Consider the following 15,242-nt stretch of genomic DNA (forward strand, 5'->3'; position numbering starts at 1 on the left):
TTCTTGCACCAGAAGCAAGCGAAAACCGCCCATTTTGCTTGGCACGGTTACTGCATGTAGACAAGCGTGATTGTGCACAATCCAAACAAAGCTTGTACTCAACATAGAACGCAATGCCGGGAGCGGCCACGCAATGCGGTCGCGCCAATTCATTTAGGGGATCACCTGTCATGAGCACCACCACCAAGCTGGGCGCTGCCGCCCTGGCATTCGGGCTGTCGGGCTTCGCTGCGGCGCAGTCGAGCGTGACGCTGTCGGGCGTCATCGATACCGGCGTTAGCTGGACCAACCATGCCGGCAACGGCTCGCAAAGTCTGACCGGCGTGTCGGACAGCATCCTGGGCGTGTCCAACTTCGGGCTGAGCGGCAAGGAAGACCTGGGCGGCGGTGTGAATGCGCTGTTCAACCTGCAGGCCGGCTTCAACCCGAGCAACGGGCGCATGTCTTCCAACGGCACGCTGTTCTCGCGCAATTCGTATGTCGGGCTGAGTTCGTCGTCGGGCACGCTCACGGCCGGCAAGCAATGGAACTTCAACGACGACTGGCTGGTGGGCAGCGTCTTCAAGGGCGGCTACAACTCGGGCTCGATCTTCAAGTTCAGCGAGTTCGACGCCGTGAGCGAGATCTACAACAACACGGTCAAGTACGTGTCGCCCGACCTGGGCGGTGCGCAGTTCGGCGCGATGTACGGCTTTGGCGAAGCGGCCGGCTCCATCTCGCAGGGCTCGCTGTTCAACCTCGCAGGGCGTTATAGCGCTGGCCCGCTGTATCTAGCCGCCAGCTACGACCAGGAGCGCGATGGCAGCGGCACCGGCTCGCTCTACAAGCTGATCACCGTGGGCGGCAGCTACACGTTTGGGGCGACCAAGCTGCGGTTGGGCGCGGCGCGCGCCGATGTGGGCGGCACGGGCGCGTTCCAGTCGATTCCCAGCATGTCGGCGCGCAAGGCGTACGCGGTGGAAGGCGGCGTCGACTACGCCTTCACCACGGCCTTTACCGGCTCGGCCGATGTGCTGTACCGCCGCAACTCGACGCTGTCGAACAGCTCGATGGTCTACCGGCTGCTGGGCCTGTACAGCCTGTCGAAGCGCACCACGCTGGTGGCCAACGTGGCGTATCTGAAGAACTCGTCGAGCGCGACGGAAGCGCTTGTCAACACCACGTCGGGCGCCATCGGCGGCGGCGTGCCGGGCACGAGCCAGACCTCAGTGGCGCTGGGCGTGCGTCACACCTTCTGACCCGCGCGAAGCCGGCCGCGCCACTTGCCCCGGTATGTGGCGCGGCTGCCCGCAGATGCGGCCACGCGCACCAGAACGACGCATGCCAAGCGCGCTCGCGCCGAAATTTCCGCGCGCAGACAGGCACACCTATTGCACCAACCCGACATGACCCGCGCACCCACCGCCCCCGCCGACTCCCTCGAACTCGTTGCGCTGACCAAGCGTTACGCACATGACGCCGTGGCCGTCGACGCCATCAACCTGCGCGTGCCGGCCGGCAGCTATTGCTGCTTGCTGGGGCCGTCGGGCTGCGGCAAATCGTCAACGCTGCGCATGATTGCCGGCCACGAACATGTGAGCGACGGCGACATCCTGCTGGGCCACCGCAACATCACCAACCTGCCGGCGGCCTCGCGCGGCACGGCCATGATGTTCCAGAGCTACGCACTGTTTCCCCACTTGAGCGCGCTCGAGAACGTGGCCTTCAGCCTGAAGATGCGCGGTATCAACGCACGCGAACGGCGCCAGCGCGCGCAGGCGCTGCTGGAGCGCGTGGCGATGGGCCACCTGGCGCAGCGTCGGCCTGGCGAGTTGTCAGGCGGCCAGCAGCAACGCGTGGCGCTGGCGCGTGCGCTGATCATGGAGCCGCGCGTGCTGCTGCTGGACGAACCACTCTCTGCGCTGGACCCGTTCCTGCGCACACAGATGCGTGCCGAATTGCGACGCTGGCAGCAGGAACTGGGCTTGACCTTCGTGCACGTCACGCACTCGCAGGAAGAAGCGATGGCCCTGGCCGACCAAATGGTCGTGATGAACCACGGCCGCATCGAACAGGCCGGCAGCCCGCGCGAGATCTACAACCAGCCAGCCAGCGCGTTTGTTGCGACCTTCATCGGCGGACACAACTTGCTGGAAGACGCGCATGGGCCCGTAGCGGTGCGCATCGACCGCATGGCCTTGCATGCTGATGAAGCCGTAGCCGGAGATCGCCCCCGCGTGCGCGGCCGCATCTGCGACATCGAATACCAGGGCACACATGTGCTGGTGAGCGTGGAAGGCGTGGCGCTCTCGCCCTCGCAACGCGTAACGGTGAGCCTGCCCGAGACCGACGCCACCATCGCACACCTCGCACTGCATCAACCCATCTGGGCCTCGTGGGATGCCGCACAGGCCCACCGCTTACCGGGCCCGCCAGCGGCCTGAAACCGGCTCAACCATTCCAATCCGCAGCCTGACGGCTTCAGGCGCTGCCTTCACCTTCCTATCAGGGGTTGCAACATGTCTGACGATTCCAACGACTTCAAGGCCGGCCGCCGCATCGCACTCAAGGGCATGGCCGCCATCCTGGCCACCGGCGTCGTACCCGCGATCCACGCGCAAGAAAAGCTGACGCTGCGCTACCTCGGCACGGCGGTCAACCAGGACAAGCTGATCGCCGAGAAATTCGAAGCCGACACCGGCATCCGCGTGCAATACGTGGCCGTGACGACCGATGAGATCACCAAGCGCGCCGTGACCGCGCCGAGCAGCTTCGACCTCATCGACACGGAGTATTTCTCGCTCAAGAAGATCGTGCCGACCGGCAACCTGCTGGGCATCGACGCGCGCCGCATCAAGAACGCGGACAAGATCACGTCGCTGTTCACCAAGGGCGAGGTGGCCGGCAAGAAGGTGGGCGACCAGGGCACCGCGCCCAAGAAGGTCATGTATCTGCCGGGCGCCAATGCGACCACGTTCGCGACTTCGCCCACGCAGTTCATGACGCTGATCCCGACCGTGTACAACGCCGACACGCTGGGCATCCGTCCCGACCTCATCAAGCGCCCCATCAACTCGTGGGCCGAGCTGCTGAACCCCGAGTTCAAGGGGCGCGCGTCGATCCTGAACATTCCGTCGATCGGCATCATGGACGCGGCGATGGTGGTGGAAGCCAAGGGCCTGCACAAGTACGCCGACAAGGGCAACATGACCCGCGCCGAAATCGACCTGACCATCAAGACGCTGATCGAAGCCAAGAAGGCCGGCCAGTTCCGCGCGCTGTGGAAGGACTTCAACGAAAGCGTGAATTTGATGTCTTCGGGCGAAGTGGTGATCCAGTCGATGTGGAGCCCGGCGGTGACCGCCGTGCGCAGCAAGGGCATCGACTGCACGTTCCAGCCGCTCAAGGAAGGCTATCGCGCGTGGGCCGCCGGCTTTGGCATTCCGAAGACGGTGTCGGGCAAGAAGCTCGATGCGGCGTATGAATTCATCAACTGGTTCCTCGACGGCTGGGCCGGTGCATACCTGAACCGCCAGGGCTACTACAGCGCCGTGCTGGAAACGGCCAAGGCCAAGATGGAGCCCTACGAGTGGGCCTACTGGATGGAAGGCAAACCCGCTGCCAAGGACATCAAGAGCCCGCACGGCGATGTGCTGGCCAAGGCCGGCAGCGTGCGCGACGGCGGCAGCTACGAACAGCGCATGGGCGGCATCGCCTGCTGGAACGCAGTCATGGACGAAAACGAATACATGGTCCGCAAGTGGAACGAGTTTGTCGCCGCTTGACGCCCCTCAGCACGTCGCCATCGTCATGACACCCTCTACGCCGTCTACGCCGTCCACTCCACCCGCCGCCGGCGCCCTGCGTCCGGGCTTGCAGGCGCTGCCGTTTGCGGCGGTGTTTGTCGTGTTCTTTCTGATCCCGCTGGGGCTGGTCGCAATGGTCAGCTTCTGGGATTTCAACGAGTACGCGCTGCTGCCGACCTTCACCTTGCGCAACTACGCCAAGCTGTGGGAAGGCTGCGGCCATCTCAATGAATACGGCGATCTGTGCGTGACGGCGTCGACGTACCTGTCGACGCTGCGCTTTGCGCTGGGCACCTGGGCGCTGACGCTGGCGCTGGGTTTTGCGCTGGCGTACTTCCTGGCGTTCCACGTGCGCTCGGCTGCGGTGCAGACGCTGCTGTTCGTGATCTGCACGGTGCCGTTCTGGACGTCCAACGTGATCCGCATGATTTCGTGGATCCCGTTGCTGGGCCGCAACGGCCTCGTCAACCAGACGCTGCAGGCCATGCACCTGACCGAGCAGCCGCAGGACTGGCTGCTGTATTCGAACTTCTCGGTGCTGCTGGCCTACGTGCACCTCTACACCATGTTCATGATCGTGCCGATCTTCAATTCGATGATGCGCATCGACCGCGCGTTGCTCGAAGCCGCGCGCGATGCAGGCGCCAGCACCTGGCAAACGCTCTGGCATGTGATCGTGCCGCTGTCGCGCAGCGGCATCCTGATCGGCTCCATCTTCATCCTGACCATCGTCATGGGCGATTTCGTGACCGTGGGCGTGATGGGCGGCCAGCAGATCGCCTCGGTCGGCAAGATGATCCAGGTGCAGACGTCGTACCTGCAGTTTCCGCTGGCGGCGGCCAATGCCGTGGTGCTGCTGCTGACCGTTCTGATGATCATCTGGGGCCTGACCCGCGTGGTCGACATCCGCAAGGAGCTTTGACATGCAAGCGCGCTTTCGTGAACCACGCGCCCCCGGCTTCTGGCCGCTGGCGTGCCTCTTCGCGCTGTTTGTGCTGTTCCTGTACGGGCCGATGCTGACGATCTTCGCGCTCAGCTTCCAGGGCCCGGAAGGCGGCCTGACATTTCCGATGAATGGGCTCTCGCTGCATTGGTATCGCCAGCTTGCCGAAGGCCTGGGCGTGGTCGACATCGGCGCGGCATTCCGGCGCTCACTCGCGCTGGGCGCGGTCGTGATGGCGCTGACCATGGGGCTCTCGCTGCTGGCGGCATTGGCTTTCCGGAAGCGGCTGCGTGGCGGTGGTGCACTGTTCTACGTCACGGTGGCCAGCCTGATCATGCCGTCGATCGTGGTGTCGCTCGGCATCGGCCTGCAGTTCCGGCTGATCGACACGGGCATCAAGGCGTTGCTCACCGCGTTGGGCATGGGCGATCAGGCCGACAGCTTTGGATCGTCGCTGGGCCTCTGGACATCCGCCCTCGGCGCGCACCTCACGTGGACGCTGCCCTTCGGCCTGCTCATCATGTTCGCCGTCTTCAACCGCTTCAACCCAGCCTACGAAGAAGCCGCGCGCGACCTGGGGGCCACGCCCTGGCAGACGTTCCGGCACGTCGTGCTGCCGTTGATCGCGCCGTCGCTCATCGGTGTGGGCATGTTCGGCTTCACGCTGAGTTGGGACGAGATCGCGCGCACCTCGCAGGCAATCGGCGACGTCAACACGCTGCCGCTCGAACTGCAAGGATTGACCACCACCGTGACGACGCCGTCCATCTACGCGCTGGGCACGCTCACCACCGTGGTGTCGTTCATGGTGATGGGGCTGACGATGCTGGCCATTGTTCGACTGCGCCGCCGTCAAAGCGCCGGGCGGGTTGACTGAACCATTGACTGAACGCGCGCCAATGACCCTCGCTACGGAATCGGCCGGGCCGCGCCGGCTGCTGCTGATCAACCCGAATACCACGAGCGCGCTCACACAGACCATCACGCGCTTCGTGCAGGCTGCATTGCCCTGCGATGTCGTTGTGGAAGCGGTTACCGCGCGGTTTGGTGCGCCGTACATCGCCACCGAAGTCGGCTACGCGGTGGCCGCGCACGCCGCGCTCGACGCATGGACGCGGGCACAGCAGCCAGCCATCAACGCCGCCATCATCGGCTGTTTTGGCGACCCCGGGCTCTTCGCGCTGCGCGAGGTGGCGCCGTGCCCCGTCACCGGCCTGGCGGAGGCCGCGTTGATGGAAGCGGCAACGTACGGCACTTGCGCAGTCATCACGGGAGGCCATGCGTGGGGGCCGATTTTGGAGCGCTTGCTGCCCACGCTTGAAGGCGGCCACACCGTGCGCGATATCCATACCGTCGAACTAGACGGGGCCGCGCTATACGCCGCGCCGGATGCGGCAGAACAGATCTTGATTGGCGCCTGCACGACCGTCCTGCGGCGCCAGCCCGTCGACGCAATCGTGCTGGGCGGCGCGGGATTGGCGGGCATGGCGCAGAAGCTGCAGGCGCACGTGCCCGTACCCCTCATCGACAGCGTGACTGCAGCTGCGCGCCAGGTCTGGCACGCTCCGCGCGGCGGGCATGGCGCGCTGCCGGCATGGATTGCGCCCGCCACGCACGCTTGAACGGGGTGCGGGCTACATGTTGCGCCGGTACTGCCCGCCCACCTCGAACAACGCGTGCGTGATCTGCCCAAGCGAGCAGACGCGCACGGCGTCCATCAGCACCGCGAACACGTTCTGATCGTCGATCACGGCGCGCTGCAGGCGCTGCAGCATGGCGGGCGCTTCCCCGGCATGCCGTGCATGAAAATCCTGCAGCCGCGCGAGTTGGCTCTGCTTCTCTTCTTCGCTGGAGCGTGCCAGTTCGATGTGCGGCGGCACCACACTCTCGGCGTCGGGATTGCGGAACGTATTCACACCGATGATGGGCAGCGAGCCATCGTGCTTGCGCTGCTCGTACAGCATCGACTCTTCCTGAATCTTGCCGCGCTGGTAGCCGGTTTCCATCGCGCCGAGCACACCGCCGCGCTCGGCAATGCGCTCGAACTCCTGCAGCACGGCTTCTTCCACCAGGTCCGTCAGTTCATCGATGACGAAGCTGCCCTGGTTCGGGTTCTCGCACTTGGCGAGGCCCCACTCGCGGTTGATGATGAGCTGAATCGCCAGGGCGCGCCGCACGGATTCGGCCGTCGGCGTGGTGATCGCCTCATCGTAGGCATTCGTGTGCAGGCTGTTGCAGTTGTCGTAGATGGCGATCAGCGCCTGCAGCGTAGTGCGGATATCGTTGAAGGCGATCTCCTGCGCGTGCAATGACCGGCCCGACGTCTGCACGTGGTACTTCAGCTTCTGGCTGCGCTCGTTCGCGCCGTACTTGTCTCGCAGGGTCACCGCCCAGATGCGACGCGCGACGCGGCCCAGCACGTTGTACTCGGGGTCCATGCCGTTGGAGAAGAAGAACGACAGGTTCGGCGCGAAATCGTCGATATGCATGCCGCGCGCGAGGTACGCCTCCACATACGTGAAGCCGTTGGCCAGCGTGAATGCGAGTTGCGAGATCGGGTTCGCGCCCGCCTCGGCTATGTGGTAGCCCGAGATCGACACCGAGTAGAAATTGCGCACCTGGTGGTGCACGAAATATTCCTGGATATCGCCCATCACCTTGAGCGAAAACTCGGTCGAGAAGATGCAGGTGTTCTGGCCCTGGTCTTCCTTGAGGATGTCGGCCTGCACCGTGCCGCGCACGTTCTGCAGCACCCACGCGCGGATCTTCGCTTCCTCGTCCTGCGTCGGCTCGCGCTGGTTGTCCGCGCGGAACCGGGCGAGATTCTGGTCGATGGCGGTATTCATGAACATCGCCAGGATCGTCGGCGCGGGCCCGTTGATCGTCATGGAAACCGACGTGGCAGGGCTGGTCAGGTCAAAACCGTCGTACAGCACCTCCATGTCGTCGAGCGTGGCGATCGACACGCCGGAGTTGCCCACCTTGCCGTAGATGTCCGGGCGCAGCGCCGGGTCTTCGCCGTAGAGCGTGACGGAGTCGAACGCGGTGGAGAGCCGCTTGGCCTCCATGCCTTCGGAGACGAGCTTGAAGCGCCGGTTGGTGCGGAAGGCATCGCCCTCGCCCGCGAACATGCGCGTCGGGTCTTCGTTCTCACGCTTGAAGGCGAACACGCCGGCGGTGTACGGAAAACTGCCCGGCACGTTCTCGCGCATCAGCCAGCGCAGCACCTCGCCATCGTCTTCATACGGCGGCAGGACGACCTTGCGGATGGTCGTGCCCGAGAGCGTGGTGTGCGTGAGCTGCGTGCGGATTTCCTTGTCGCGAATCTTGACAACGTATTCGTCGCCGGAATACGCGCGGCGCAGATCGGGCCACATGGCGAGCAGCTTGCGCTCAACAGCGCCGAGCTGCGCGTCGCGCTCGGTGGCTTGCTTGTCGAGCGCGGACAGCGTCTGCACCGTGGCACCGGCCTGCTCCAGCATGCGGTGGCTGGCGCGCAACTGCTGACGCTCGCGCGCGAGGCGGCTTTGCGCGTCGACGCGGCGGTGGTAGCCGCGCACCGTATCGGCCAGCTCCGCCAGGTAGCGCACGCGCGCGGGCGGCACGATGGCGTCGTGGCTGGTGGAGCATTTGCCGGCCGGGCGCGGCAGCGTGCGTTCAGCCAGCGCCATGCCGCGCTCGCTCAGCCGATCGGCCAGCATGTGATACAGCGCCGTCACGCCGTCGTCATTGAAGTGCGAGGCCTGCGTGCCGAACACCGGCATGTCTTCAGGCCGGGCGTGCCATTGCTCGCGGTTGCGCTGCACCTGCTTGGCGACGTCGCGCCACGCGTCCTGCGCGCCCTTGCGGTCGAATTTGTTGATCGCTACCAGATCGGCAAAGTCCAGCATGTCGATCTTCTCCAGCTGGCTGGCGGCGCCAAACTCGGGCGTCATCACATACAGCGACAGATCGACGTGCGGCACGATGGCCGCATCGCCCTGCCCGATGCCGGAGGTCTCGACGATGATGAAATCGAACCCGCCAGCGCGGCATGCGGCAATCACGTCGGGCAGCGCGTCGGAGATCTCGCGGCTGGCCTCCCGCGTGGCCAGCGAGCGCACGAAGATGTTCGGATGGTTGATCGCGTTCATGCGAATGCGGTCGCCCAGCAACGCACCGCCCGACTTGCGCCGCGACGGATCGATCGAGATGACAGCGATGCGCAGCGTGTCTCGCTGGTCAAGGCGGAAGCGGCGGATCAGCTCATCGGTGAGCGACGACTTGCCTGCGCCGCCTGTGCCCGTGATGCCGAGCACCGGCGTCGGCGTGGCCATCGCAGCCGCGTGCACGGCCTCGCGCAATGCCGGATCGATGCGGCCCGATTCCAGTGCGGTGATCAATTGCGCCAGGGCGCGGCGGTCGCCATTGGCGACGGGCTCCAGCGTGGCCGGCGCGTAGATGGAGAGATCAATATCGCAGCGCTGCACCATGTCGGCAATCATGCCGGCGAGGCCCATGCGCTGGCCGTCTTCGGGGCTGTAGATGCGCGCGACGCCGTAGTCCTGCAACTCGCGGATCTCCGTCGGCACGATCACGCCGCCACCGCCGCCGAACACCTGGATGTGCTCGCCGCCGCGTGCGCGCAGCGCGTCGATCATGTACTTGAAGTATTCGACGTGGCCGCCCTGGTAGCTGGACACGGCAATGCCCTGCACGTCTTCCTGCAGCGCCGCGTTCACCACCTCGTCCACCGAGCGGTTGTGCCCAAGATGGATCACTTCGCAGCCCATCGACTGCAGGATGCGCCGCATGATGTTGATCGACGCGTCATGCCCGTCGAACAACGATGCGGCCGTCACGAAGCGCACCTTATTGCGCACCGGCGCAGCTTCGCTGGCAGGCGTGGGATCGGCCGCGCGGGCAGCGGAAAGATCGGTCATGTCTCCACCTTCGATAAAGTGGGCGCCGGCATTGTAGGTGTTGTACAGCGCACAAGGCGCGGTGTGCCGGTCGACGGGTCGAACAGACAGTATTTTCGGGGTTGACGCCCTCGTCAACCGGCCGCGCGGGCGCCGGCATTGTTTGCGCAAACAGTGGGGCCGGAACGGTCCGATCTCGGTGCAACACCCAGCTTGCACACAATCGATACAAATCGTTAGAGTCAGATTTTGGCCGGAGACGGGTCCGGCCACAGGGGGAACTTCCAATGCCAAGCCGCGCAACGATGCGCTGGTGTCTGACTGCCTTGTTGGCGTGGTCCGGCCACGCCCTGGCGTGGGACTACACGCCCGGCGCCATCCCGGGGCTGATCAGCGTGCTTGGTTTCCTGACCGTGCAGACGCAGGCGCTTGATCGCGCCATTCAACGCTTTCCCGGTCAGCGTGAAGAGCTGATCCGCGCCCGTACGCAGTTCGACAACACTTTCCCGCAGGCGCTGGCCCGCACGCGCCGCCTGATCGCCGGCATTCCGCTATCCGACGACGAGCGGCAACTCCTGATCGAGCGCGCACTCGATATCCACCAGCCCAGCGTGACGACCGCCACCCAGACTGCCCAGACGGCGCACGCGCTGGCCGAACGCGTGGTTGCGCGTGCGCAGGGCAACCAGGACCGCGCCACCCTGCAGACGCTGCTGGCGGTGGTCTACGACGACCGCCCCGCCGATGAACTGAGCAGCCGCTTCACCCAGACCGTGACGTTGTCTGACTGGCCGAATGCGCGCGGCGCGAGCCTCGGCCTGCGGCTGCCGTTCTCCTGGGAGCGCGTGCCGCCCACGCCGCCGCGCAAGCCCGACCCGGCGCGGGTGGCGATCGGCGCGTGGGCCAACCAGGGCGGCTCGGGGCTGTCACGCATGGAACTGATCGTGCGCCCCACCGAAGGCGACCTCGAAACCGTTCCTGACAGCCGCGAACCGCGCTGGATGCGCGATGCCGTCAAGCAAGCCGTGGCGGCCCCTTGCCGGCTGCTCGGCTGGGGCACGCAGTCGTTCGGCGGACGCACCGGGGTGTGGGCCAGCTACATCGGCGAATCGCCCGGCCCGCATATCCCGCGCGCCACGGGCAACACGCTGGTCGGCCGCGTCTTCATGGTGCCAACTGACGGCGCGCTGCTGATGCTGCACATGCAGTCCCCCGCCACCTCGCCCGAGCAGGCCAGCGCCGTGCGCTTGCGGTACGAGCCGCTGTGGAACGCCGTGGCGGCATCGTTCAGCGTGTCGGGCGCCAAGCCGTAACCTTGCGCGCCCACGCGCACCACTACGGCGCATCAACCACCTCAACCGCACCAATTCAAGGCAATTACGCACCGATTTCGGGCCACCCCAAATCCGACGCCCGAGAACGACGGCGCGCGCACGGCCCTGGTGCGCCATGTCACCTTTTTGCACACGGTTGGAACAACTTTTGCATCTGTCGGCGCTTTTTGCGTCATTTGTGGGCATGCACTGCACCCGGATGGCGCTGACCCTCAACCCGCACGACAACCGCAATGAACTCCATCAAAACCGGGGGCGACGCGCTCTTCATCCTGTTGGGCGCGATCATGGTGCTGGCCATGCATGCCGGCTTCGCGTTCCTTGAGCTGGGCACCGTCCGCAAGAAGAACCAGGTCAATGCGCTGGTCAAGATCCTGGTCGACTTTGCCGTGTCGACCATCGCGTACTTCTTCATCGGCTATTCGATCGCGTACGGCGTCAATTTCTTTACCGGCGCCGACGTGCTCGCCCAGCAGAACGGCTATGAGCTGGTGAAGTTCTTCTTCCTGCTGACCTTCGCGGCGGCCATCCCGGCCATCATCTCGGGCGGCATTGCCGAGCGCTCGCGCTTCGAGCCGCAACTGGCGGCAACCTTCGTGCTGGTGGGCTTCGTCTACCCGTTCTTTGAAGGCATCGCCTGGAACGAGCGCTTCGGCATCCAGCACTGGCTGCAGAGCGTGACGGGCGCGGAGTTCCACGACTTTGCCGGCTCGGTGGTCGTGCACGCCGTGGGCGGCTGGATCGCGCTGCCGGCGGTGCTGCTGCTCGGCGCGCGCCACGGCCGCTACAAAGACGACGGCCGCATCGCCGCGCATCCGCCGTCGAACATCCCGTTCCTGGCCGCCGGCGCCTGGGTGCTGGCGGTGGGCTGGTTCGGCTTCAACGTGATGAGCGCGCAGACGCTCGACAAGATGAGCGGCCTGGTCGCCATCAACTCGCTGATGGCCATGGTGGGCGGCACGCTCACCGCGTGGTGGATGGGCAAGAACGATCCGGGCTTCTCGTACAACGGGCCGCTGGCCGGCCTGGTGGCCGTGTGCGCCGGCTCCGACGTGATGCACCCGCTGGGGGCGCTTGCCGTCGGCGGCATTGCGGGCGTGCTGTTTGTCTGGATGTTCACGCGCGTGCAAAACGTCTGGCGCATCGACGACGTGCTCGGCGTGTGGCCGCTGCATGGTCTATGCGGCGCGTGGGGCGGCATCGCGGCCGGCATCTTCGGCCTGAAGGCGCTGGGCGGCCTGGGCGGCGTGTCGTTCTGGGCGCAGGTGGCGGGCACGGCGGGCGGCATTGTCATTGCGCTGATCGGCGGCACGGTCGTGTACGGCACCCTGCGCAAGCTCGTGGGGCTGAGGCTTGATCGCGAGGCCGAATTCATGGGCGCCGACCTGGCGATCCATCGCGTCTCGTCCACGCCGGAATCGGAAACCCACTGGTAAGCAGCGGGGGCAAAAGAAGGCGCGCGCGGCGCTTGCTACAGTGAAAGCGTCTTCCCTCGCCCAACTGCAGGAGTTCCGCATGCCCGATATCGATCCGAATCACCCCATTACCGTGGAGTCGAACCCGCGCCGCGTGACGGTGACCCTCAACGGCTTCACCATCGCCAGCACGCATCTGGCGCGCACGCTGCGCGAGGCGTCGTACCCGCCGGTGCAGTACATCCCGCGCGACGATGTGCAGATGAATCTGCTGGAGCGCACGCAGCATCACACGCATTGCCCGTACAAGGGCGATGCGTCGTACTACACCATCGTGGCCGGCGATGTGCGCGTCGACAACGCCGTCTGGACGTACGAGCAGCCCAAACCCGTCGCGCGTGAAGTGGCGGGCTATCTCGCGTTCTATCCGGACAAAGTGGCGATCCAGGAGGAATGAGTGCGCAGGCGCGGCTGACATGCCGCTGTCATGCACGCAGCGCACGATATGCCTGTTCCTCTTCTCACGGAGCCTCTTTCCGTGAAAGTTCCGAGACCCGGCGCAGCATGATCTGTGGCCGGGTATTTTTTTGGGCGGATGCCGGTGCTATTCTCGGCGGCACCATGCTGGACTTCCGCACTTACGGCCTCGCCGCCCCTCCGCACTCGCACGACTTCATGCAAGTCGTGATGCCCGCACGCGGCATCCTGGAGATGGACGTGGACGGCCGCGGCGGCCGCGTCGACACGCACCACGCTGCGCTCATTCCGGCCGGCGCCACGCATGCGTTTGAAGCCACGGGCGCCAACCGCTTCATCGTGTTCGACATTCCCGGGCAGGCCGCTGACGCCCCCGGCCTGGGCGGCCTGGCCGATCGCGTGTTCTTTCCGCTCACGCCGGGCCTGCGCGCGCTGACGACGTGGCTGCAAGACGCGCCCATCGTCGACATGGTGCTGGCCAATGCGTGGTCGTCACTCGCGCTGGCGACGCTGGCCGCGCATCCGGCCAACCAATCCACGCAAATACGCGCACGCGCCGATGCACGTGCGGAGCGCGTATGGCACGCGATCGAACACCGCTACGCCGAGCCGCTCACCGTCGATGCGCTCGCCGCAGAAGTCGGTGTGAGCGCGCGTCGCCTCGCCACGCTGTTCCGTGCGGCCTACGGCACCACGCTGCACGCGCATCTGGCCCAGGTGCGGCTGCGGCATGCGTTGACGCTGCTGGAAACCACCGCCCTGCCCATCGCCGAGGTTGCCGCGCGCACCGGCTACTACGACCAAAGCGCCCTCACGCGCCACCTCAAGGCCGCACACGGCATCACGCCCGCAGCCGTGCGGCGCTAGCCCCCGGTCTCAGTTTCCGTTTCCGTTTTTGCCAAAGCGCAGCCGTCTTCGCCAAGACGCGCGGCGCGCGCGCGCGCACAGTGCCGGTTCGATTGATCTTTCCGGACAGGCGCTCCATGGCTGTTGGCGACACCTCCACTGCAACGCATCTTCATCACACGCAGCACGACGCACGGCGTGACCACCTCACGGGCATCGGCTACGGCGTCGCGGCCGGGGCGCTGTGGGGCGTCATCTTCGTCGCGCCGAAGATGCTGCCGCAGTTCTCTCCGCTGGCGCTTTCAGCGGCGCGGTATGTGTTGTATGGCGTGTTGTCGCTGGCACTCGCGCTACCGGTGTGGCGCACGCTGTGGCGCAAACCGACCCGGCGCGATTGGCTGGCGCTGCTGCTGTTATCGCTGCCGGGCAACATCCTTTACTACCTGTGCGTGGCGGGCGGCGTGCAGCGCGCGGGCGTGGCACCGGTGTCGCTCATCATTGGGCTGCTGCCGGTGACGGTCACGCTGGCCGGCGCAGCGGAACGGGGCAGCCTGCCCATGCGCCGCCTGGCCGTGCCGCTCCTGATGGCCGTGGCCGGCGTGGTGTGCATCTACCTGGATGCGCCCGACGTGCATTCGAGTGCGGACGGCAGAACCTATTTCATCGGCCTGCTGATGGCCGCGGGCGCGCTGGCGTGCTGGACGGTGTACGCGGTGTGCAATGCGCGGTACCTGCGTGCGCGGCCGCAGTTCACGAGCCGCGAGTGGTCGCTGTTGACGGGCGTCGCGACCGGGGTGCTGTCACTGGCGCTGGCCGTGCCGGCGTTTTTGCTGCCCGGCATGGCAACGGTGTCTGCGCAGCCCGCATCGGCATGGGCGATGTTCTGGCTGGTGAATATGGGCGTGGCGCTGGGGGCGTCTGTGCTCGGGAACAGCCTGTGGAATGCGGCCAGCCGCAAGTTGCCGTTGACCCTGTCGGGGCAGTTGATCGTGTTTGAGACGGTGTTTGCGTTGGTGTATGGGTTTGTTTATGAGGGTCGGTTGCCGCATGGGTTGGAGGTGGCGGCGGGGGTTTTGTTGGTGAGTGGGGTGGGGTTGGCGGCGAGGCGACATGGGTAGGTTTTTTTGGGGTTATTTTTTGCCTTGGTGGTCCACCTCCCTTTCGTTCCCTGCCGGGACCGACTCACTTTTCTTTGTCTGAATCGCCCCGACTTTCCTAGACACCCGCGAGCCGTTGGGAATGGCGTTGTTCGAACTCTACCGGTGATAGACCGTTGGCGCTCGAATGTCGCCGAGTTGGGTTGTAAAACATCTCGATGTAGTTGAAGACATCGGACTTGGCCTCCTGCCGGGTGGCATAGATCTGCCGGCGCACCCGCTCGCGTTTGAGTAACTGGAAGAAGCTCTCCGCCACTGCGTTGTCGTGGCAGTTGCCGCGCCGGCTCATGCTGCACAGCAGGTTGTGCTCGCGCAGGAAGCTTTGCCAGGTGTGGCCGGTGAACTGGCACCCCTGATCGGAGTGAATCAGAACCTGCTGGTGCG

The 15,242-nt window shown here is 65.6% G+C and carries 13 protein-coding genes; 11 read left to right on the forward strand and 2 right to left on the reverse strand.

The genetic code is table 11. From position 1 onward, the window contains the following. Window positions 1–170: 170 nt before the first annotated feature. From BM136_RS18175 to BM136_RS18200, 6 genes are all read left to right on the forward strand, one after another. A complete protein-coding gene (locus BM136_RS18175; RefSeq protein WP_175537165.1) occupies window positions 171–1,238 on the forward strand; it encodes a porin in 1,068 nt (355 codons plus the stop codon). 147 nt (window positions 1,239–1,385) lie between these two features. Further along, a complete protein-coding gene (locus BM136_RS18180) occupies window positions 1,386–2,423 on the forward strand; it encodes an ABC transporter ATP-binding protein (RefSeq protein WP_092973711.1) in 1,038 nt (345 codons plus the stop codon). Between the two features lie 75 nt (window positions 2,424–2,498). Beyond that, window positions 2,499–3,764: an ABC transporter substrate-binding protein gene (locus BM136_RS18185; RefSeq protein ID WP_092973714.1), complete on the forward strand. Its 1,266-nt coding sequence runs from the start codon at window positions 2,499–2,501 to the stop codon at window positions 3,762–3,764. Between the two features lie 25 nt (window positions 3,765–3,789). Then, window positions 3,790–4,707 (forward strand): ABC transporter permease, encoded by a 918-nt coding sequence (locus BM136_RS18190; protein ID WP_092973807.1) that lies wholly within the window; start codon window positions 3,790–3,792, stop codon window positions 4,705–4,707. A 1-nt stretch (window position 4,708) separates the two neighbouring features. After that, window positions 4,709–5,605: an ABC transporter permease gene (locus BM136_RS18195; RefSeq protein WP_092973717.1), complete on the forward strand. Its 897-nt coding sequence runs from the start codon at window positions 4,709–4,711 to the stop codon at window positions 5,603–5,605. 22 nt (window positions 5,606–5,627) lie between these two features. Continuing rightward, entirely contained in the window at window positions 5,628–6,350 is a 723-nt protein-coding gene (locus BM136_RS18200; protein WP_092973719.1) for an aspartate/glutamate racemase family protein, read from the forward strand. A gap of 12 nt (window positions 6,351–6,362) precedes the next feature. Here BM136_RS18200 and icmF read toward each other — a convergent pair whose 3' ends face one another. Further along, window positions 6,363–9,650 (reverse strand): fused isobutyryl-CoA mutase/GTPase IcmF, encoded by a 3,288-nt coding sequence (icmF, locus tag BM136_RS18205; protein WP_092973722.1) that lies wholly within the window; start codon window positions 9,648–9,650, stop codon window positions 6,363–6,365. Window positions 9,651–9,916: 266 nt separating this feature from the next. On the opposite strand from icmF, the gene BM136_RS18210 reads away from it, so the two are divergent. From BM136_RS18210 to BM136_RS18230, 5 genes are all read left to right on the forward strand, one after another. Next, window positions 9,917–10,942, forward strand: a complete 1,026-nt coding sequence (locus BM136_RS18210; protein ID WP_092973725.1) for a hypothetical protein — start codon at window positions 9,917–9,919, stop codon at window positions 10,940–10,942. A 254-nt stretch (window positions 10,943–11,196) separates the two neighbouring features. Further along, entirely contained in the window at window positions 11,197–12,399 is a 1,203-nt protein-coding gene (locus BM136_RS18215) for an ammonium transporter (RefSeq protein ID WP_092973728.1), read from the forward strand. A 79-nt stretch (window positions 12,400–12,478) separates the two neighbouring features. Continuing rightward, window positions 12,479–12,835 (forward strand): DUF427 domain-containing protein, encoded by a 357-nt coding sequence (locus BM136_RS18220; RefSeq protein WP_092973731.1) that lies wholly within the window; start codon window positions 12,479–12,481, stop codon window positions 12,833–12,835. A gap of 164 nt (window positions 12,836–12,999) precedes the next feature. Then, a complete protein-coding gene (locus tag BM136_RS18225; protein WP_092973810.1) occupies window positions 13,000–13,722 on the forward strand; it encodes an AraC family transcriptional regulator in 723 nt (240 codons plus the stop codon). Between the two features lie 116 nt (window positions 13,723–13,838). Beyond that, entirely contained in the window at window positions 13,839–14,819 is a 981-nt protein-coding gene (locus BM136_RS18230) for a DMT family transporter (RefSeq protein WP_092973734.1), read from the forward strand. 97 nt (window positions 14,820–14,916) lie between these two features. Here BM136_RS18230 and BM136_RS18235 read toward each other — a convergent pair. Then, on the reverse strand, window positions 14,917–15,242 hold a 326-nt coding region (locus BM136_RS18235), incomplete at its 5' end, for an IS3 family transposase (RefSeq protein WP_139219374.1).

It is taken from the genome of Ralstonia sp. NFACC01 (assembly GCF_900115545.1).
GTDB classification, from domain to species: Bacteria; Pseudomonadota; Gammaproteobacteria; order Burkholderiales; family Burkholderiaceae; genus Ralstonia; species Ralstonia mojiangensis.

Excerpts from the sequence above, each read along its gene's own strand:
- BM136_RS18195 (WP_092973717.1), top strand. The coding sequence starts at position 4,709 with ATGCAAGCGCGCTTTCGTGAACCACGCGCCCCCGGCTTCTGGCCGCTG.
- BM136_RS18200 (WP_092973719.1), top strand. The coding sequence starts at position 5,628 with ATGACCCTCGCTACGGAATCGGCCGGGCCGCGCCGGCTGCTGCTGATC.
- BM136_RS18230 (WP_092973734.1), top strand. The coding sequence starts at position 13,839 with ATGGCTGTTGGCGACACCTCCACTGCAACGCATCTTCATCACACGCAG.
- BM136_RS18215 (WP_092973728.1), top strand. The coding sequence starts at position 11,197 with ATGAACTCCATCAAAACCGGGGGCGACGCGCTCTTCATCCTGTTGGGC.
- icmF (WP_092973722.1), bottom strand. The coding sequence starts at position 9,650 with ATGACCGATCTTTCCGCTGCCCGCGCGGCCGATCCCACGCCTGCCAGC.
- BM136_RS18175 (WP_175537165.1), top strand. The coding sequence starts at position 171 with ATGAGCACCACCACCAAGCTGGGCGCTGCCGCCCTGGCATTCGGGCTG.
- BM136_RS18180 (WP_092973711.1), top strand. The coding sequence starts at position 1,386 with ATGACCCGCGCACCCACCGCCCCCGCCGACTCCCTCGAACTCGTTGCG.
- BM136_RS18225 (WP_092973810.1), top strand. The coding sequence starts at position 13,000 with ATGCTGGACTTCCGCACTTACGGCCTCGCCGCCCCTCCGCACTCGCAC.
- BM136_RS18210 (WP_092973725.1), top strand. The coding sequence starts at position 9,917 with ATGCCAAGCCGCGCAACGATGCGCTGGTGTCTGACTGCCTTGTTGGCG.
- BM136_RS18185 (WP_092973714.1), top strand. The coding sequence starts at position 2,499 with ATGTCTGACGATTCCAACGACTTCAAGGCCGGCCGCCGCATCGCACTC.
- BM136_RS18190 (WP_092973807.1), top strand. The coding sequence starts at position 3,790 with ATGACACCCTCTACGCCGTCTACGCCGTCCACTCCACCCGCCGCCGGC.
- BM136_RS18220 (WP_092973731.1), top strand. The coding sequence starts at position 12,479 with ATGCCCGATATCGATCCGAATCACCCCATTACCGTGGAGTCGAACCCG.